This is a genomic window from Micromonospora sp. CPCC 206061, assembly GCF_036906915.1.
GTDB lineage: Bacteria > Actinomycetota > Actinomycetes > Mycobacteriales > Micromonosporaceae > Phytohabitans.
The window spans coordinates 13,043-29,524 of record NZ_JBAKHX010000074.1 but is presented as its reverse complement, the minus strand read 5'-3'; the positions used below and the strand labels follow the sequence as shown (position 1 = coordinate 29,524).

Annotated in this window: 19 protein-coding genes; 11 read left to right on the top strand and 8 right to left on the bottom strand. The window is 69.6% G+C overall.

Annotated features, from left to right (window positions below; all coding sequences use genetic code 11):
* Positions 1-11: 11 nt before the first annotated feature.
* Positions 12-770, bottom strand: a complete 759-nt coding sequence (locus V6V89_RS32945; RefSeq protein ID WP_334623449.1) for a hypothetical protein — start codon at positions 768-770, stop codon at positions 12-14.
* Positions 771-1,054: 284 nt separating this feature from the next.
* On the opposite strand from V6V89_RS32945, the gene V6V89_RS32940 reads away from it, so the two are divergent.
* The 3 genes from V6V89_RS32940 to ispF all read left to right on the top strand — a co-directional run bounded on the left by V6V89_RS32940 (position 1,055) and on the right by ispF (position 2,821).
* A complete protein-coding gene (locus V6V89_RS32940) occupies positions 1,055-1,540 on the top strand; it encodes a CarD family transcriptional regulator (protein WP_184535443.1) in 486 nt (161 codons plus the stop codon).
* Between the two features lie 44 nt (positions 1,541-1,584).
* Positions 1,585-2,274, top strand: a complete 690-nt coding sequence (ispD, locus tag V6V89_RS32935; protein ID WP_334623448.1) for a 2-C-methyl-D-erythritol 4-phosphate cytidylyltransferase — start codon at positions 1,585-1,587, stop codon at positions 2,272-2,274.
* 73 nt (positions 2,275-2,347) lie between these two features.
* Positions 2,348-2,821, top strand: a complete 474-nt coding sequence (ispF, locus tag V6V89_RS32930) for a 2-C-methyl-D-erythritol 2,4-cyclodiphosphate synthase (RefSeq protein WP_334623447.1) — start codon at positions 2,348-2,350, stop codon at positions 2,819-2,821.
* A 3-nt stretch (positions 2,822-2,824) separates the two neighbouring features.
* On the opposite strand, the gene V6V89_RS32925 is transcribed toward ispF, so the two are convergent.
* A complete protein-coding gene (locus V6V89_RS32925; protein ID WP_334623446.1) occupies positions 2,825-4,024 on the bottom strand; it encodes a homogentisate 1,2-dioxygenase in 1,200 nt (399 codons plus the stop codon).
* Positions 4,025-4,167: 143 nt separating this feature from the next.
* Between V6V89_RS32925 and V6V89_RS32920 the strand changes: the two genes are divergently transcribed.
* The 4 genes from V6V89_RS32920 to V6V89_RS32905 are packed head-to-tail and all read left to right on the top strand — an operon-like array spanning position 4,168 to position 7,930.
* Positions 4,168-5,007 carry a hypothetical protein gene (locus V6V89_RS32920; RefSeq protein WP_334623464.1) on the top strand — a complete coding sequence of 280 codons (840 nt, stop codon included), beginning with the start codon at positions 4,168-4,170 and terminating at the stop codon, positions 5,005-5,007.
* Positions 4,994-6,202 (top strand): fumarylacetoacetase, encoded by a 1,209-nt coding sequence (gene fahA, locus V6V89_RS32915; RefSeq protein ID WP_334623445.1) that lies wholly within the window; start codon positions 4,994-4,996, stop codon positions 6,200-6,202. Before V6V89_RS32920 ends, fahA begins: the two co-directional genes overlap by 14 nt.
* Positions 6,203-6,255: 53 nt before the next feature.
* Positions 6,256-6,717, top strand: a complete 462-nt coding sequence (locus V6V89_RS32910) for an SRPBCC family protein (RefSeq protein ID WP_334623444.1) — start codon at positions 6,256-6,258, stop codon at positions 6,715-6,717.
* Between the two features lie 34 nt (positions 6,718-6,751).
* Positions 6,752-7,930, top strand: a complete 1,179-nt coding sequence (locus V6V89_RS32905; protein ID WP_334623443.1) for an outer membrane protein assembly factor BamB family protein — start codon at positions 6,752-6,754, stop codon at positions 7,928-7,930.
* Between the two features lie 97 nt (positions 7,931-8,027).
* Here V6V89_RS32905 and V6V89_RS32900 read toward each other — a convergent pair whose 3' ends face one another.
* Both V6V89_RS32900 and V6V89_RS32895 read right to left on the bottom strand, forming a co-directional pair.
* Positions 8,028-8,237 carry a DUF397 domain-containing protein gene (locus V6V89_RS32900; protein WP_334623442.1) on the bottom strand — a complete coding sequence of 70 codons (210 nt, stop codon included), beginning with the start codon at positions 8,235-8,237 and terminating at the stop codon, positions 8,028-8,030.
* Positions 8,238-8,262: 25 nt separating this feature from the next.
* Entirely contained in the window at positions 8,263-9,105 is an 843-nt protein-coding gene (locus tag V6V89_RS32895; protein WP_265251457.1) for a helix-turn-helix domain-containing protein, read from the bottom strand.
* Between the two features lie 196 nt (positions 9,106-9,301).
* Between V6V89_RS32895 and V6V89_RS32890 the strand changes: the two genes are divergently transcribed.
* Both V6V89_RS32890 and V6V89_RS32885 read left to right on the top strand, forming a co-directional pair.
* Positions 9,302-9,937 carry a GOLPH3/VPS74 family protein gene (locus V6V89_RS32890; protein WP_334623441.1) on the top strand — a complete coding sequence of 212 codons (636 nt, stop codon included), beginning with the start codon at positions 9,302-9,304 and terminating at the stop codon, positions 9,935-9,937.
* Positions 9,934-10,527: a GNAT family N-acetyltransferase gene (locus V6V89_RS32885; protein WP_442935268.1), complete on the top strand. Its 594-nt coding sequence runs from the start codon at positions 9,934-9,936 to the stop codon at positions 10,525-10,527. The genes V6V89_RS32890 and V6V89_RS32885 overlap by 4 nt, the downstream gene beginning before the upstream one ends.
* Here V6V89_RS32885 and hisC read toward each other — a convergent pair.
* Genes hisC through hppD form a run of 4 tightly spaced genes read right to left on the bottom strand, consistent with a single transcriptional unit; the run spans position 10,524 to position 14,295 of the window.
* A complete protein-coding gene (gene hisC, locus V6V89_RS32880) occupies positions 10,524-11,603 on the bottom strand; it encodes a histidinol-phosphate transaminase (protein ID WP_334623439.1) in 1,080 nt (359 codons plus the stop codon). The genes V6V89_RS32885 and hisC overlap by 4 nt on opposite strands.
* 34 nt (positions 11,604-11,637) lie before the next feature.
* Positions 11,638-12,522: an RDD family protein gene (locus tag V6V89_RS32875; RefSeq protein ID WP_334623438.1), complete on the bottom strand. Its 885-nt coding sequence runs from the start codon at positions 12,520-12,522 to the stop codon at positions 11,638-11,640.
* Positions 12,519-13,127 (bottom strand): RDD family protein, encoded by a 609-nt coding sequence (locus V6V89_RS32870; protein WP_334623437.1) that lies wholly within the window; start codon positions 13,125-13,127, stop codon positions 12,519-12,521. The genes V6V89_RS32875 and V6V89_RS32870 overlap by 4 nt, the downstream gene beginning before the upstream one ends.
* Before the next feature lie 10 nt (positions 13,128-13,137).
* Positions 13,138-14,295, bottom strand: coding sequence for a 4-hydroxyphenylpyruvate dioxygenase (hppD, locus tag V6V89_RS32865; protein ID WP_334623436.1), 1,158 nt, complete (start codon positions 14,293-14,295; stop codon positions 13,138-13,140).
* 211 nt (positions 14,296-14,506) lie between these two features.
* On the opposite strand from hppD, the gene V6V89_RS32860 reads away from it, so the two are divergent.
* Together V6V89_RS32860 and V6V89_RS32855 are read left to right on the top strand one after the other, a co-directional pair.
* Positions 14,507-15,001, top strand: a complete 495-nt coding sequence (locus V6V89_RS32860; RefSeq protein ID WP_334623435.1) for an Lrp/AsnC family transcriptional regulator — start codon at positions 14,507-14,509, stop codon at positions 14,999-15,001.
* A 70-nt stretch (positions 15,002-15,071) separates the two neighbouring features.
* The gene (locus V6V89_RS32855; RefSeq protein ID WP_334623434.1) at positions 15,072-16,472 is read left to right on the top strand and encodes a hypothetical protein; all 1,401 of its coding nucleotides are present in this window, start codon (positions 15,072-15,074) and stop codon (positions 16,470-16,472) included.
* The last annotated feature ends 10 nt before the right edge of the window (positions 16,473-16,482 follow it).

Sequence of the window (16,482 nt, the reverse complement as noted above, 5' to 3'; positions counted from 1 at the left end):
ATCAGCAGCGCTCAGACCAGCAGGGCGAGGTCTGCCCGGAAGTCTTCTATCGACGTGGTGGCGGGGACGGTGCGGCGGATCTCGCCGGTGCTGGATACCAGGAGCACGATGGCGGCCGTGCCGGGCGTGTCGAGCCGCAGGTGGCCGCGTAGCTCGCCCGTCGGGTCGGCGAGGGTGCGCACCACCGCCGCGCCGAATTGGGGCGCTCTCGGCGTACTGGCGCGCGGCGTCGGCGCGGCGGCACCGGTCACCGTGATCACGGTGATGCCAGCGCGGGCCGCGGTCGCCGTGTCGGCGACCAGGCCGGCGCACTCGCAGCCGTCGGTGAGCAGGACCGCGGCCGGCAGCAGCCCACGCAGCGACACGGGCGAACCGTCGACGTCGATGAGGTCGAGCGCCGGCACTACCGGGCTGGGTGTGGTGGCCGCCGTGTGCTCGACGGCCGGTTGCAGTTGCTGCCCGGGCCAGACCATCGCGAGCAGGCTGGTGAGTGTCGCGAGCACGGCGATCGACATGATCATCAGGGGTACGCGCAGCGAGGTCTCCGGCGCCTTCCCGGCCGACCGCGGCGCCCGGCCGAGCCTTCGCCGCCAGGCCTCGCGCCGGACCTGCCGCTGGAGGTCGCGCCGGACGACGGCGATGTCCTCGGCGAGCTCGCTCGGGTCGTCGGGGATGATGACCGTGCCCCACTCGGGCGGCAGGTCGGGAACGCCGTCCGACGGCCCACCGTCGTGCGGGGAGCCGCCGTTGCCGTTGCCCATAGTTCCCATGGCGCACCCTGCCCGCTCACCGCGAATTCGATCGGGGTCTACCCCTCAGGGTCTCGCACCTAGGCTGGGATCGCCAGGGGGTGCCGCTCCTTACGCGATCTCCGTACCCCGTCATCGGGTGAGGTATTGCTCACTCTGTGTGGCGGATCAGCCCGATGTTTGCTGTGTCAAGCTGGAGAAAGACCTGTCACAAGGCCCCTGAGCTGCGCTAACGGTAAGGGCCAGGGTGGGACATCGGTGCCTGAGCGTGTTACCCTAGACACAGCGAAAGGGGTTTCGAACCTATGGTTTTCAGTGTCGGCGAGACCGTTGTTTACCCCCACCACGGGGCCGCACTCATCGAGGCAATCGAGACTCGGGTCGTCAAGGGCGAGGAAAAGCAGTACCTCGTCCTCAGGGTCGCTCAGGGTGACCTGACGGTGCGGGTGCCCGCCGAGAACGCCGAGATCGTTGGCGTGCGCGAAGTAGTCGGTGAAGAGGGCCTTGGCAAGGTCTTTGACGTCCTTCGTGCTCCCCACACCGAGGAGCCGACCAACTGGTCGCGGCGTTACAAGGCAAATCTGGAAAAGCTGGCTTCCGGCAACCCTCTCAAGGTCGCCGAGGTTGTTCGTGATCTTTGGCGCCGTGAGCGGGAGCGGGGCTTGTCGGCGGGCGAGAAGCGCATGCTCGCCAAGGCACGTGACATCCTGGTCGGCGAGGTGGCTCTGGCGGAAAAGAGCACCAAGGACGAGGCGGAGACCCTCCTCGACAAGGTTCTCACCGAGGCCTGAGGCTTTCCGGGCCTGTCAACAATTCTCAAAACCGGGACCGCGACGTGACCGCGCAGCTAAACCCGCGCGGTGACGTCGCGGTCCTAATTCCTGCGGCCGGCGCCGGTGTACGGCTGGGGCCGGGCGGGCCCAAGGCTCTCCGGCTGCTCGGCGACGAGCCGCTTCTGGTCCACGCGGTGCGCAGGGTCGCCGCGGCTCCATCCGTCCGGACGATCGTGGTTGCCGCGCCGCCTGCCGAGGTCGCGGCGGTGCGGCAACTGCTCGCGCCAGTGGCCGCCGTGACGGTCGTGGCCGGTGGTGTCGAGCGCCAGGAGTCGGTCGCTCTCGCCCTCGCTGCCGTGCCCGCCGGCCCAGAGATCATCCTCGTGCACGACGCCGCCCGGGCCCTTGCTCCACCCGAGCTGTTCGAGTCGGTGGCAGCCGCGGTGCGCTCCGGCCGGCCCGCGGTGATCCCCGTTCTTCCGGTCGTCGACACGGTCAAAGAGGTCGATGCCGACGGCGTCGTGTTGGGCACGGTCGACCGCTCGGCGCTCCGCGCGGTGCAGACCCCGCAGGGCTTCCGGCGCGCGGTGCTGGCCGCCGCGCACGCGGGAGCGGCCGGATCACTGACCGACGACGCCGGCCTGGTCGAAAAGCAGGGCATCCCGGTGACCTGCGTACAGGGCCACGAACATGCTCTAAAGATCACCCGTCCTTTCGACCTGGCTGTGGCCACCCTCCTTCTGGCTTCATGAAGCCCGCGCCTTCCGTCCGGACCTGGTGGGCGGGCGCCAGAACGGGCGCCGGGTGACCGGTAGGCTCGGCGCCGTGATCGTTCCGCGGGTCGGTGTGGGTACCGACGTGCACGCTTTCGCCGCCGGGCGTCCCTGCTGGGTCGCTGGGCTGGAGTGGCCGGGCGTCGAGGGTCTCGCCGGTCACTCCGACGGCGACGTGGCCGCGCACGCCGCCTGTGACGCCCTCTTCTCCGCTGCCGGCCTTGGCGACCTCGGCGCGAACTTCGGCACCGATCGCCCGGAGTGGACGGGCGCCGCCGGCGTGGCGCTGCTGGCGGAAGCCGCCCGGCTCGTCCGCGGGGCCGGCTTCGAGATCGGCAACGTGTCGATCCAGGTCATCGGCGTGCGACCCAAGATCGGCACACGCCGTGCGAAGGCCGAGAAGGTCCTCTCGGACGCCGTCCGCGCGCCCGTCACGGTCTCCGGCACGACCACGGACGGCCTGGGCCTGACCGGCCGCGCCGAGGGCCTGGCCGCGATAGCCGTCGCCACCGTCTGGTCCAGGTGATCCTCAGGGGAGGGAGCGGCCCGCCCAGGTCCAGGCGTATCCGGTGTCTTCGCAGGCCAGCGCCGCCTCGCACAGGTCGAGCGGGCGGAACGTGTCGACCATCACCGCCAGCTCGTCGAAGTAGTCCACCCCGATCGCCCGCTCCACCGCACCGGGCTGCGGCCCGTGTGTGAAGCCCGAAGGGTGCAGCGAGATCGATCCCTGCTCGATCCCCGAACCGCGGCGCGCCTCGTAGCTTCCGCCCGTGTAGAACATCATCTCGTCGGAGTCGACGTTGTGGTGGTTGTACGGCACCGGGATCGCCAATGGGTGATAGTCGACCTTGCGGGGCACGAACGAGCAGATCACGAAGTTTGGCCCCTGGAACGTCTGGTGCGCCGGCGGCGGCTGGTGCACCCGCCCGGTGATCGGCTCGAAGTCGTGGATGGAGAACGCCCACGGGTACAGGTGCCCGTCCCAGCCGACCACGTCGAACGGGTGGTTGGCAAAGACAAGACGCGTCCAAGCTGAGCCACCTACAGGCGGGCGTCCCGCCCGCGACCTGTGCTGGACGTAGACCTCGACGTCCGAGCCTTCGACCAGCAACGGTTCGGACGGGCCGCGAATGTCGCGCTCGCAGTAAGGCGAGTGCTCCAGGAACTGGCCACGCACCGACAGGTACCGCTTGGGCGGCCCGATGTGTCCGGTCGCCTCAACGGTGAGCAGCCGGAGCCGCTCGCCGGTCGGCACGATCCGGTGGATCACCGACGTCGGGATGATCACGTAGTCGCCGCTGGCCACCTCGAGCGTGCCGAACGTTGACTCCACCCGGGCGGTGCCGGCCTCGACGTACAGGCACTCGTCGCCGATCGCGTTGCGGTAGAGGGGCGACGGGCGGTCGGCAACCACGTACGAAATCCGGACGTCGTCGTTGGCGAGCAGGTGCTGACGGTCGAGGACGGGATCGCCGCCGCCGCTGTCGAGCTTGTGGGTGCGCAGGTGGCGGGGTTTCAGTGGCCGGTTGGGGGTGCGCGTCCACCCCGTCGGGTCGTACTCCTCGGCGGCCACGATCGCCGTTGGCAGGTGCCGGTGATAGAGCAGTGACGAGTCGGAGGAGAACCCCTCCTGACCCATCAGTTCCTCGGCGTAGAGGCTGCCGTCGGGCGCGCGGAACTGCGTGTGGCGCTTCGGTGGTACCTCTCCGGCACTGCGGTAGTAGGGCATGGCTACCACCCTCCGTTATGTCCTGTTCACCGGCCGAAAGCGTCCGTTTATCGGACGCTGTTGTCCGCTTCCTGTAGCGTCCATTAGGTTCATTGTCCGTGTCAACCGGCTCTGTTGGCTCCCACAGTCCAAGCCCGCCCTACATACCCGCGCTGTTCGCCGGGCTCATCGACGACGCCGCGGTGTTCCCGCCGGGCAGCGCCACGGTGCCCGACGCGGTCGCTGGGCACCGCGAGCACCGGGTCGGCTGGTACGCGGACCTCGTCGGCCCCCTCCTCCTGCCGGCCTCCGTGCTCGCGTCGGTGAAACCGGACGAGCCCCTCGCCATCGGCGTCATCGGCGACGGCGGCATCGACGCGCTGCCGCCGGCCGTCGAGACGGCCGACCCCCGTCTGGAGCTCCGGCAGGTCGAGGTCGCGGTCGCGAAGCGCGGCGAAGATCCCCAGCCCGGCCTCCGCCGGCTACTCACCCTCCTCGCCGGTTGGCCACTGATCGGGTATGCCGAGCTACCGCTCACCTGGGGCCTGTTGGCGGCTCTGGACACCCTCGCCGAGGCGCGCGCCGCCGGCGTCCGGGTGGCCGCCAAGTTCCGCACCGGCGGGCTGGCCGCCGAGCTCTTTCCCACGCCGGTCGAGCTGGCCGCCGTGGTCTGCGCCTGCCGGGACCGTGACCTGCCGTTCAAGCTGACCGCTGGGCTGCACAACGCGCTGCGGCACACCGACCCGGAGACCGGGTTCGTGCACCACGGATTCCTCAACGTCCTCGTGGCCACCGCGGCGGCGGTCGACGGCGCCGAGGTGGCCGAGGTGGCCGAGTTGCTGGCCGCCACCGACCCGGTGCCACTGATCGAGCCGGCTCGCTCCCACAGAGACCGCGAGCGGCCGCTCTGGGTGGGCTTCGGCTCGTGCAGCATCATGGAGCCACTCACCGACCTCATCCGGCTCGGACTGATCAACGGGGGTTACGGGGATGTGGAGCGCTGACTCGCCGTTCGGGCCGCACAACCTGCCGTACGGGGTGTTCCGGCACGGTGGGCGGCCGCCGCGGATCGGGGTACGGATAGGCGACAGCGTGCTGGACCTCGACGGCGCGGAAGCGGCCGATCTGATCCTGGCCGGTGGGGCGCTGCGGCGCCCGGTGTTGAACGAGTTCCTGGCGCTCGGCCGTCCTCAGTGGACCGCTGTGCGCCGCCGGATCGCCGAGTTGGTGACCCGCGACGAGCACCGCGCCGCGATCGAGCCGTTGTTGGTGCCGCTGGCGGAGGCGGAGCTGCTGTTGCCGTTCGCGGTGGGCGACTACGTCGACTTCTACTCGTCCGAGCACCATGCGATGAACGTGGGCCGCATCTTCCGCCCCGACCGTCCCGCCCTCCCGCCGAACTGGAAGCACCTGCCGATCGGGTATCACGGCCGGGCCGGCACCGTCATAGTCTCCGGCACGCCGGTGGTACGCCCGTCCGGGCAGCGGACCACCCCGGAGGGTCCGATCTTCGGCCCGTCGGTCCGGCTCGACATCGAGGCCGAAGTCGGCTTCGTCGTGGGCGTACCGTCCAACCAGGGCGAGCCGGTGCCGGCTGGCCGCTTCGCCGATCACGTCTTCGGCGTGGTCCTGGTCAACGACTGGTCGGCGCGTGACATCCAGGCTTGGGAGTACCAGCCGTTGGGACCGTTCCTGGGCAAGTCGTTCGCCACGTCGGTCTCGCCGTGGGTGGTGCCGCTAGAGGCACTGGCGGAGGCGTGGGTGCCGGCGCCGCCCCAGGATCCGCCGGTGCTCGACTACCTGCGCGACGATCCGCACGTCGGGCTCGACCTGCGGATGGCCGTCGACTGGAACGGCACCCGCGTCAGCGAGCCGCCATTCGCGTCGATGTACTGGACACCCGCGCAGCAGCTTGCCCACCTCACCGTCAACGGCGCGTCGCTGCGCACCGGTGACCTGTACGCCTCCGGCACCGTCTCTGGCCCGGCGCAGGATCAGACTGGTTCGCTGCTGGAGCTGACCCGCGGCGGGGCCGAGCCGGTGCGGCTGGTGGACGGCACGGAGCGGACGTTTCTCGAAGACGGCGACACGATCACCATCAGCGCGACAGCGCCCGGGGTGGGCGGCGCGTTGGTGGGTCTCGGTGAGGTCACCGGCACCGTCAAGCCAGCTGTCACGATAGCGTCACTGTCCGTTTAATCCATTGGGATCATCGCGGGGCGTCCGTACTGTTGTCTGCGGGGGAGGCGCTCATGTCTACGGTGGCGGTGACACGGTTGATAGACGCGCCGGTGGCGCGCGTGTGGCGGGTCTTCACCGACCTGCCGTCCCGGGCCGACTGGCTCTCCACTGTGGACGCGATCGAGGTGGTGACCCCCGGTCCGTTCGCCGCCGGCACGATATGGCGTGAGACCCGCACGATGCCCGGTGACATGCAGGTCACCGAGGAGTTCACGGTGTTGCGGAGCAGCCCGCCGACCCGGTTCGTGGTGGTGTCGCCGGGGATCGGCGTCGACTACCGGATGACCTACACGTTCACGTCGGTCGATGTGGGCCGGCACCGGGGCGGCACAGCGGTCACCGTCGTGCAGGAGGGTGCCCCGTCGGCGCCGAGCGGCCGGCTGCTTGCGCTGGTCTTCGGTGGCCTTGCGGCGCGCACCGTCGAGGGAGCGCTCCGCCGCGACCTAACCGATCTGGCCTTCGCCGCCGCCTGAGTTCCCGGCAGTCGGAGCCTCATAGGCTTGGGGCATGCGTAAGTGGCTGGCGGCACTGGCCGTGGCTGGCGCCCTGGCGGCCACCGGCCTCGTGGCGTACCGGGTCTTCGCGCCCGCCGAGGTGAGCGCCCTGGCGAGCGGCCCGTATCCCGACACTCCGGCCGCCCCGCCCGGCGTGATCGGTTCTATCGCAGCCGCGCCCTTGATCGTCGACGGGCGGCTGCGGGTGTACGCGGCGACCCGGCAGGTGCGCGCCGACGGGCCCGTGGACGCCCGCACGCAGCGCACCCCGTACTGGTCCTATCGCCGCTGGCCGGCTCAGGTGGTCGGTGTGGTGGCAGTGGGTACCACAGTGGTCAGCCGGTGGTCGGACGGCGATCTGGTGGCTCTGGACGGCCGCACGGGACGGATCTCGTGGCGTTCCTCGGGGCGACTGCCCAAGGCGACCGGATACGACGGCGGCACCACCGGGGCTCGCACCGTGTACGAGCCGGACGGGATGGCGACCGCTGGTGGCCAGGTGATGGTGCGGGAAGCCGGCCAGGTGCGCGCTTTCGACGCGGCGACCGGCCGCGTGGTGTGGCGGATCAATGCGACGGACTGCGACGGATTCACTACAGCAGGCGGTTGGTACGTCGTCCCCTGCGGGATTCCGCAGTTTTACGAACTCTCGACCGGCCAACCGATTAACTGGGCCCCGCCGGGCGCCACTGCTGGATTCAGCGTGGAGCCCGTGGGTTGCGGTGCGGCACTTTCGGAGTGTGCAGGAATGCGCACGAATAGTGGCGGTACCCTGCGCGGCTGGCTCGTCGAGGGTGCGGCGCCGGTTGCCGCTCCCGCTCTCGACGCTCCGAACTCCACCGTGGCGGGTGACGTAGTGGTCGCGGTGGGCAATGGTGAAGTCGTGGCCCGTTCCGTTCGCGACAACACCGAAATCTGGCGCTGGCGGGGAAACCCCAATATCGCCGAGCTGCTTCCGATGGAGATGGGTGCGGTGCATTTTCTGACCGCGGATCGCCAGTTGGTGACGGTGGATGCGGCTAGTGGACGCGAACGATCCCGCTTTGTGCTCGCGTATGGCCGAGAGCGCACCCATTGGGTGCCCGGGCACGTTGCGGTGCGAGATGGGTTCGTAACTGTGGAGCGGATGGTGCCTGCGGCCGGGCCGGAGGACTACTTCTCCGTTGTGCCGATCATCATCGCGCGAACGTAAGAGGCTCACCGTCAGCGAGCGAATGGGGGCACCGGGTGAGGTGCCCCCAAAAAGCAAACAACGGCCCCCCTAGGAGAGCCGTTCGAACGTGCAGCCGTCAGTCGTGGAGATCGAAATCCCCGTTCTTGGTGCCCGCGACGAACGCACTCCACTGAACCGGAGTGAACTGCAGCACCGGTCCACTCCGGTCTTTCGTGTCGCGTACCGCGATCTCATGGTCGAGGATCGCGACCTCTACGCAGTTACCGTTCCCGCTACTGCGAGTGCTCTTGCGCCACACCGCGCGGGGCAGGTCCAGGGCGGCCATTCCGCACCCCTTGTCCCTAGAATGATTACGGACGGTTGCGAGAGGCGTCGCGAATCTTGGCGATCGATTCGTCGGGAGGGAGCGCCATTTTGCGCAGCCTCTCGTGGACGAGTGTATACCCGCGCACGTGATCCTGCTCTTCCAAAGCTTGCCCGTTGGTCAAATTCTCTAGGTACACGACTGGGTCGTCGGCTGCGTCGGGAAAGCTTATGATCACGTAGGGTGTTGTCATCGCCGGATGGCCGCCACTATCAAAGGGCAGTACCTGAATAGTCACGTTAGGTAGCTCTGATAGTTCAACCAGATGATCTAGTTGACGGCTCATTACGCGGTCGCCGCCCACGGAACGCAAGAGCACCGCTTCGTTCAGTACGGCCGAGACCTCGAGCGGCGATTCGCGGTGCAGCACGTCTTGCCGCCGGATGCGAGCCGCCACCTTCTTGTCGATATCGTCTTCGCCGGCCGTGATCTGGTAAACGGCGCGGGCGTAATCCTCGGTCTGCATGAGGCCCGGAACCGTCTCTGCCTCATACGTCCAAACGGCGGCCGCCTCGGCCTCCAGGCCGACATAGAACTCGAACCAGACCGGCAGGACGTCGCTGTAGTTCTGCCACCAGCCGCGCTGCTGTGCCCCACGAGCGATCTCGATGAGGGCTTCCGCGTCTGTGCCGGTGACCTGGTACAGCGCCAGGGCGGCACGCACATCGCGTGGTTTGATGCCGATTTGTGCGTTCTCTATGCGGGATAGGTTGCTCTTGGACATGTCGAGTTGGCGAGCCGCCTGCTCCAGGTTCATGCCGGCGCGCTCCCGCAACTGGCGGAGCTCGCGGGCGATGCGGCGGCGGCGAACTGTTGGGCTTCCAGACACGGCAGCGAGTTTCGCATTTCTATGCATCGTGCGCTACCAAGGTCCACTGAAGACAGAAACGGGAGTTGCATTGCATGTAGTTCCGGTGCATTCTGGTGTGGCTACCGGGTCTTGACGCATCTGTCAAGACACTGGGCACCGGTGGGCCTGTCCAGCTTGCGTCTGTTGTGGAGCCGACCGTCAGCGGGGGGACTACATGGTCAGCACGAGGCCAGCCACCGGGCTTCGGATCGCCGACGAGCTCTTCCTCATCGTGTACGACCGGGCCTTTGCACGCCCGAGCACCGCGCCGCGGGCCACCGGCCTCGGCATGGCCGCCGCGCTGCTCGGCGAGCTGGTCCTGGAGGGCAGCGTCACCATCGTCTCCGGGCGGCTCGTCGCCGTAGACCGCTGGCCCTCCGCCGACCTGGAGACGCACCCCGTGCTCGCCCGGATCGTCGCCGAGCCGCGGCACCTGACCGTGCGGCGGTGGCTCGACCTGCTCGGCCCGGACGCGATGGAAACCGTGGGGCAACGCATGGTGCGGGCAGGAGGCGCGAGGCGCAGCGAGACCCGGCGGCTGTGGCGCACCACGGTTCGGTACTGCCCGGTGGAAGCCGACGCGGCCAGGGCCTCCGTGACCCGGCTGCGCGACCTGCTGGCCAAGCACACCGCTTTGACCGCCGACGACGTGACGCTGGCATCGCTGGTGGGCGCCGTCGGCCTCGGCCACGAGGTGCTGAGCGACCCCGCTGACCAGGGTGCCCTGGCGCGGCTCACAGCCACGCTGCCCGCCCCCCTGCACGAGCTGGTCGTCCAGGTCCAGGCCGCCGCCGGTGACATCGCGGGATGAGGCACATGTCGATCGTGCGTGCCGACCCAGCTGAGGCCGGCACCATCGCGGGCACGATCGCAGACGCCTTCCAGCACCTGGGGGTGTTCGTGTGGCTGGTGCCGCCTCGCAGCGAGCGGCACCGGGTGCTGCGCGACCACTTCCAGATCCACGTCGAGCACGCGCTGGCGCACGGCGAGGTGCACGTGACCGACGACCGGTCGGCGGTGGCGGTGTGGTTTCCACGCGACGGCCGGCCGCTGCCGCCACCAGCCGACTACGACCGCCGGCTGTCGAGCGCCTGCGGCAGGTGGACCGACCGCTTCCAATTGGTCGACCGGCTGCTCGAAGCCCACCGCCCATGGCAGCCGCACCACTATCTGGCCAGCCTGGCCGTCCGCCCAGATCGGCAGGGCGAAGGCCTCGGCTCCGCCCTGCTGCGGCACTACCACGCCCAGTTGGACGCCGACGGCGTGCCCGCGTATCTGGAGGCGAGCAGCCCGCCCAGCCGTGACCTGTACGCGCGGCACGGCTACCGGTCCGGCGAGCCGTTCGCGGTGCCGGATGGCGCGCCGTACTGGCCGATGTGGCGCGAGCCCGCCCCGCTCTAGGCGAGGGCCGCTTCGGCGGCTGCCAGGAAGGCGTCGTTCTCCGCCGGGGTGCCGATCGTGACGCGCACCCCGTCGCCCTGGAACGGCCGCACGATCACGCCGCGCGCCTCGCACGCCGCCCCGAACTGCGCCGCCTGCCCGCCGAGCGGCAGCCACACGAAGTTGGCCTGGCTGTCCGGAACCTCCACGCCCAGCTTGCGCACCGCCTCGGTGACCCGGTCGCGCTCGGACACCACGAGGGCACACCGCCGCCGTACCTCTTCGGCCTGCTGGAGCGCGGCGAGCGCGGCCGCCTGGGCGGTGGTGCTGGTCGAGAACGGCGTGACCACCTTGCGTACGGCGGCGGCCACCTCCGGCTGCGCCACCAGGAAACCGACCCGCAGGCCGGCGAGGCCCCACGCCTTGGAGAGCGTGCGCAGCACGACGACGTTGGGCCGGTCGCCGTACGCGCGCAGGCCGTCGGGCACCTCGGTGTCGGTGACGAACTCGCGGTAGGCCTCGTCGAGCACCACCAGCACGTCGTCGGGGACGGCATTGAGGAACCGGTCGAGCTGTGCGCGCCGCACGCTGGTGCCGGTCGGGTTGTTCGGGTTGCAGACCAGCACCACGCGCGTGCGGTCGGTGATCGCGGCCGCCATCGCGTCCAGGTCGTGCCCGTGGCTGGCGTCGTTGGGCACCCGCACGCTGGTCGCTGCCGTCGTGGCCACGATGATCGGGTAAGCCTCGAAGGAGCGCCACGAGTACACGATCTCGTCGCCGGGCAGGCAGGTGGCGCGCGCCAGGTGCTCGCACAGCGCCACCGAGCCGCAGCCGGTCGCGACGCGGTCCGGGTCGACGCCGTACCGCTCCGCCAGCGTGGTCCGAAGCGCCAGCACGCCCATGTCCGGGTACCGGTGCACGGTGCTGGCCGCCTCGGTGATCGCCTCGACCACGCCGGGCAGCGGCCCGTATGACACCTCGTTGCTCGCCAGCTTGATCGCCTCGGGGAGGCCCAGCTCGCGGGCGAGGTCGGCGGGGCTGCGGCCGGGCACGTAACTGGGCAGCGCGTCCAGGTCGGCGCGGGTCAGCTTGGTCATGCGTCGCCTCCCGCAGCCGCCGCGATCAACTGGGTCATGTCGTACCTCCGGGCTGTGCTGGCGGTGCCGGTTGTGCGGTGCCGGGTCTGGGCAGCTCCACGACGACTGTGCGCGCGGACTTGTCGTGCAGCGCCTGGTAGAGCGGGCGGTCGAAAAGCAGGTACAGGCAGTCGACGAGCTGCAGGATGAAACCGACGCAGCACAACCACAGCAGGGTCGGCAGGCCCAGGGTGTTCCAGCGGCGGAACGACCTGCCGAACCCGAGCCGCTCGGTGCTCTCCGTCCGCACCACCTTTATGCCCATGATGCGCTTGCCGATGGTCTGGCCGGTGTTGGCGGTTGCCGGCACCTCGTACGCGAACCACAGCGCGGTGGCGATCAGCAGTATCACGATCTGCAGGCGGCCGGCCTGCGGGCTGGCCTGGGGCAGGTCCTCGAACCAGTTCCGGCCTTCCAGCATGCGCTCGTTCATCGCCCGGTACAGCGGCGCGATCTCCTGGGCGTACCGGTAGATGAACCAGCCGTTGACCGCGGCGTTGAGTAGCAGTACCAGCAGGAAGTCGATGAGCCGGGCGACGAATCGGGCGCCGACCGAGGCGAGCCGCATGCCGTGGGGCCGCGGCGGCGGGGCAGGCGGCCGGTACCCGAACTGCGGCGGTGCGGCGATCGGTGGCGGTGGCCCGGGCGGCGGCGCGGGCCGGCCGTTGATCGGCGGCGGGGGCGATATCGGCCCCGGGAGCGCGACCGGCCGCGAGGCGAGAGGTGGCGGCGCGACGGGCGGGGGCGCGGGCTCGGGCGGTGGGCCAGGCGGCGGTGTGGCATCGGCCGGCAACGGCGTGCCGACCCAGCCTTCGCCGTCCCAGTACCGCTGGGTGCTTGGTTCGGCCGGATCCTTGTACCAGCCCGGTGCGACGCTCACGCAGGAACCTTAACGACCACGGTCTGGGCGAACTTGTCGTGGAGGCACTGAAGGTACGGCTTGTCCCAGAGTTGCCACAGCCCGTCAACGTAGCTGAGGAAGGGCACCAGCGCACCGGCCACGTGGAACAGCAGCCACCGCTTGGCCGCGTGCGACCGACCAAGCGTCGCGTTCGGGTCGAGCGGAACCACCTTGATGCGCATCGCTCTCTTGCCGTAAGTCTGGCCGGACCGGAACATCATCTCCACGTAGTAGACGTACGTCAGCACGAGCGACACCCCGAAGACGCCGGCCTCCAGCAGCAGGAACGGCACGAAGAAGTCGGCGAAGTCGGGCCCGGTGAGCGTGCCATCGGGTGCGACCTCGAAGTTACCGGCCACGACCACGACGAAGATCACGATCGCGGGCAGCGCCAAAACCATCACGACGGCCAGGAAGATCCCGGCGTCGATCAGGTATGCCAGCAGCCGGTCGGTGAAGCTGGCGAGCGGCCGCCCGCCCGGGCTCAGTGGCGGAGCCGGTGGCGGTGGTGGCGGCAGCGGCGTTGGCGGGTGTTGCGTGGGCGCCCACGGAGGCGGTGTCGTGGGGAACGGAGGCTGCGTCACGCGGACAGTGTTACAGGTTCCCGCGACGCTCCTGTTCCCGCTCGATGGCCTCGAAGAGCGCCTTGAAGTTGCCCTTGCCGAAGCCCAGCGATCCGTGTCGCTCGATCAGCTCGAAGAACACCGTCGGCCGGTCCTGAACCGGCTTGGTGAAGATCTGCAGCAGGTACCCGTCCTCGTCGCGGTCGACCAGGATGCGGCGGGACTTCAGCTCCTCGATCGGCACCCGGACCTTGCCGATGCGGGTCCGCAGCGCCGGGTCGTCGTAGTACGAGTCGGGAGTCGCGAGGAACTCGACGCCGGCCGCACGCATCGCGTCGACGCTGGCCAGGATGTCGCCCGTGGCGAGCGCGATGTGCTGCGCGCCTGGCCCGCCGTAGAACTCCAGGTACTCGTCGATCTGCGACTTGCGCTTGCCGACCGCCGGCTCGTTGAGGGGGAACTTGACCTTGCGGGTGCCGTTCGCGACGACCTTCGACATCAGGGCGGAGTAGTCGGTAGCGATGTCGTCGCCGATGAACTCGGCCATGTTCGTGAAGCCCATGACCCGGTGATAGAACTCAACCCATTCGTCCATCTTGCCCAGTTCGACGTTGCCGACGACGTGGTCGATGGCCTGGAAGAAGCGCTTGGGCTGGAGGCCAGCCTCGATCATCGGCCGGCGGTTGAAGATCGGATCACGGGAAACGAAGCCGGGCAGGAACGGCCCGTGGTACCGGGACCGGTCGACAAGCGTGTGGCTGGTGTCGCCGTACGCCGCGATCGTGGCGGACCGGACGGTGCCGTGCGCGTCGCTGAGGTCGTGCGGTGCGCTGCGGCCGGTGGCGCCCTGGGCAAGCGCGTGGGCGTACGCCCGGTCGACGTCCGGGACCTCCAGGGCGATGTCGATGACCCCGTCGCCGTGCCGGGCGTGGTGGCGGGCGCCGGCCACACCGGCCCGCACCGGCCCGGACAGCAGGAACCGGGCCGAGCCGCTGACCAGCACGTACTCGGCGTAGTCACGGAAGCCATGCTCTGGTCCGCGGTATGCCACGCAGGTCATGCCGAAGGCGGTCGAATAGAAATGGGCGGCCTGTTTGGCATTGCCGACCATGAAGTGCACGTAGTCGAGCCCCGTGACCGGGAACGGGTCGCGCGAGACATGTTGCGGAGCGGCCATCACCTGGGTCATGCGCCGCCTCCCGCAGCCGCCACAAAGCGCAGGGAGCGCAGCGACCGGAGCGACTGGCGGCTACAGGGAGGCACAAAAGGCGCGTGACCCGCGCGAGCGGAGCGAGCGCCAGTTAGCTGGGTCATGTGACGAGCATCGCCGTAGTCCGATTGCCTGGGCAACTGGTGCGTGAAACCCTGGTCAGGTTGCACATTTGGTAGCGTCTGTGGGTATGACAGGTGGGCAGACTGTCCAGCTCGACGGCCTCGACGCGCGGCTCATAACGCTCCTTGCGGTGGAGCCCCGGATCGGGGTGCTGGAGTGCTCGCGGCGGCTCCGGGTGGCCCGCGGCACCGTGCAGGCGCGGCTCGACAAGCTCGTGGAGCGCGGTGTGATCCGCGGGTTCGGTCCCGAGATCGCGCCGCAGGCGATCGGGTTCGCGGTCACCTCGTTCGTGACGTTGGAGATCATCCAGCGGCACGGGCACGACCCGGTCGCAGCGCACCTCGCGGCCATTCCCGAGGTGCTGGAGGCGCACACGATCACCGGCTCCGGCGACCTGCTCTGCCGCATCGTGGCCCGGTCGAACGCCGACCTTCAACGGGTGATCGACCAGATCGTCTCGCACGAGGGGATCGTGCGGGCATCCACGCTCATCGCGCTCGCCGAGCAGATCCCGTACCGGACGCTGCCCTTGGTGCGCTCCTCGATAAAAACGCCTAAGTGATCATATATCCCATCGACACGGGCGGATCGCGGTCGCGGGTTTCGCCACGGCGTGTCGCTAACGTGACCAGGTGGCGAAGGGGACGAGCGGCCGGGCAGGCTGGATCGTGGCCGGCCTGATCGTGCTCGTCGTCCTCGTGAGCACGAACGTGTGGAACCCCTTCCCGGAGATCTGGAACTGGGTGAGCCGCACCCGCCCATTGGCGAGCCCCGATACTTCCTGGCAGCAGAGCGTCGGCGGGAAGCCGAAGAGCGTGACGATCACCGGCAGCGTGGCAGTTGTCGAGCAGCGGTCCTCGGTGGAGTCGCGCAGCCTCGGCACCGGCGCCCGGCTGTGGAAGCGCGACGTCGACTGGGGAGCGGTGGCTGGCGAGGGCGACAACGCGGCCGTGGTGGTCGGGGAGTTGCTCAAAAAGGGCTACGAGGTGCTCGACCCCCGAAGCGGGATCGTCTGGCGCAAGGACACCCAGGCGGTGGCGGTGTGGACGTACCGCGACGCGCTGCTCGACGTGCGCTGCGCCGACGCCAAGGACTGCACGCTGAGCGCCTGGGACCCGCGCGGCACGAAACCGCGGTGGACGGCCGAATTGCCGGGCGTCGGGTTCGTGCTGTTCGCGGACAACCCCGACCTGCTCGACGCCAAGCCGCTGACCGCGCGGGGGATAGCCGGCGACGTCGCCGGGCCCGTCGTGCTGCCGTCGCTGCTCGGGTTTCCGATCGACCACAAGGTGCGCGTCGTCGACACCAGCGACGGCCGGATCGCGCGCGACTTCGAGCCCGAGCGCGACGACCGGTACGCGGTGGTCGGCGGCCGGCTGGTCCGGGTCGAGGCCCGCTCCGGCGACGGCACCTGCTACTTCACCGTGACCGCGACCGACGCGGCGACCGACCGGCAGGTCTGGCAGAAAGAGGCGCTCAACCTGCGAACCACCAGCGGCGCCGGCTGCGCCCAGCGGGACGACCCGAACGGCGGGCAGAACGTGGTCGTCGGCGTGGCAGCCAACGGGCAAGAGGTGGTGGTCGACGCGTACGACGGTCGGGTGCTGTGGCTCGGCAAGAAGGGCGAGAAGCTTCAGGCGGTCGACGACTCGTACGCGATCGTGCGGCCGGAGGACGGGAAGTCGGTGGTGTCGTACGCGTACGGGTCGTCCCGGCCGCGCTGGACCAAACCGGTCCACGACCGCAAGGCGCAGACCGTGATCACGCCGTACGCGGTGGTGACCACGCAGGAGGATCCGCACCGGATCACCGCGTGGGCACCCGTCAACGGCAACGAACTGGTGAGCATCAAGTCGGAGGCGAAGGTTTGGGCGGTCGGCCCGGCCGGCATGATCATCGGGGAGGGGCGCCAGATCGGGTACGTCCCGTTCGCGGGCGTCACGCCGACGCCCAGCGGGACGCGAACACCGCCCGGCACCGGAGCGGAGTACTGCGACGGGCCGAAGGAACCCCAGTGCCAGGCGGAGAAGTAGGCTTGCCCGT

Coding starts and splice junctions, on each gene's coding strand:
- V6V89_RS32945 (WP_334623449.1), bottom strand. CDS start 770: ATGGGAACTATGGGCAACGGCAACGGCGGCTCCCCGCACGACGGTGGG.
- V6V89_RS32940 (WP_184535443.1), top strand. CDS start 1,055: ATGGTTTTCAGTGTCGGCGAGACCGTTGTTTACCCCCACCACGGGGCC.
- V6V89_RS32925 (WP_334623446.1), bottom strand. CDS start 4,024: ATGCCCTACTACCGCAGTGCCGGAGAGGTACCACCGAAGCGCCACACG.
- fahA (WP_334623445.1), top strand. CDS start 4,994: ATGTGGAGCGCTGACTCGCCGTTCGGGCCGCACAACCTGCCGTACGGG.
- V6V89_RS32910 (WP_334623444.1), top strand. CDS start 6,256: ATGTCTACGGTGGCGGTGACACGGTTGATAGACGCGCCGGTGGCGCGC.
- V6V89_RS32905 (WP_334623443.1), top strand. CDS start 6,752: ATGCGTAAGTGGCTGGCGGCACTGGCCGTGGCTGGCGCCCTGGCGGCC.
- V6V89_RS32900 (WP_334623442.1), bottom strand. CDS start 8,237: ATGGCCGCCCTGGACCTGCCCCGCGCGGTGTGGCGCAAGAGCACTCGC.
- V6V89_RS32890 (WP_334623441.1), top strand. CDS start 9,302: ATGGTCAGCACGAGGCCAGCCACCGGGCTTCGGATCGCCGACGAGCTC.
- V6V89_RS32885 (WP_442935268.1), top strand. CDS start 9,934: ATGAGGCACATGTCGATCGTGCGTGCCGACCCAGCTGAGGCCGGCACC.
- hisC (WP_334623439.1), bottom strand. CDS start 11,603: ATGACCAAGCTGACCCGCGCCGACCTGGACGCGCTGCCCAGTTACGTG.
- hppD (WP_334623436.1), bottom strand. CDS start 14,295: ATGACCCAGGTGATGGCCGCTCCGCAACATGTCTCGCGCGACCCGTTC.
- V6V89_RS32860 (WP_334623435.1), top strand. CDS start 14,507: ATGACAGGTGGGCAGACTGTCCAGCTCGACGGCCTCGACGCGCGGCTC.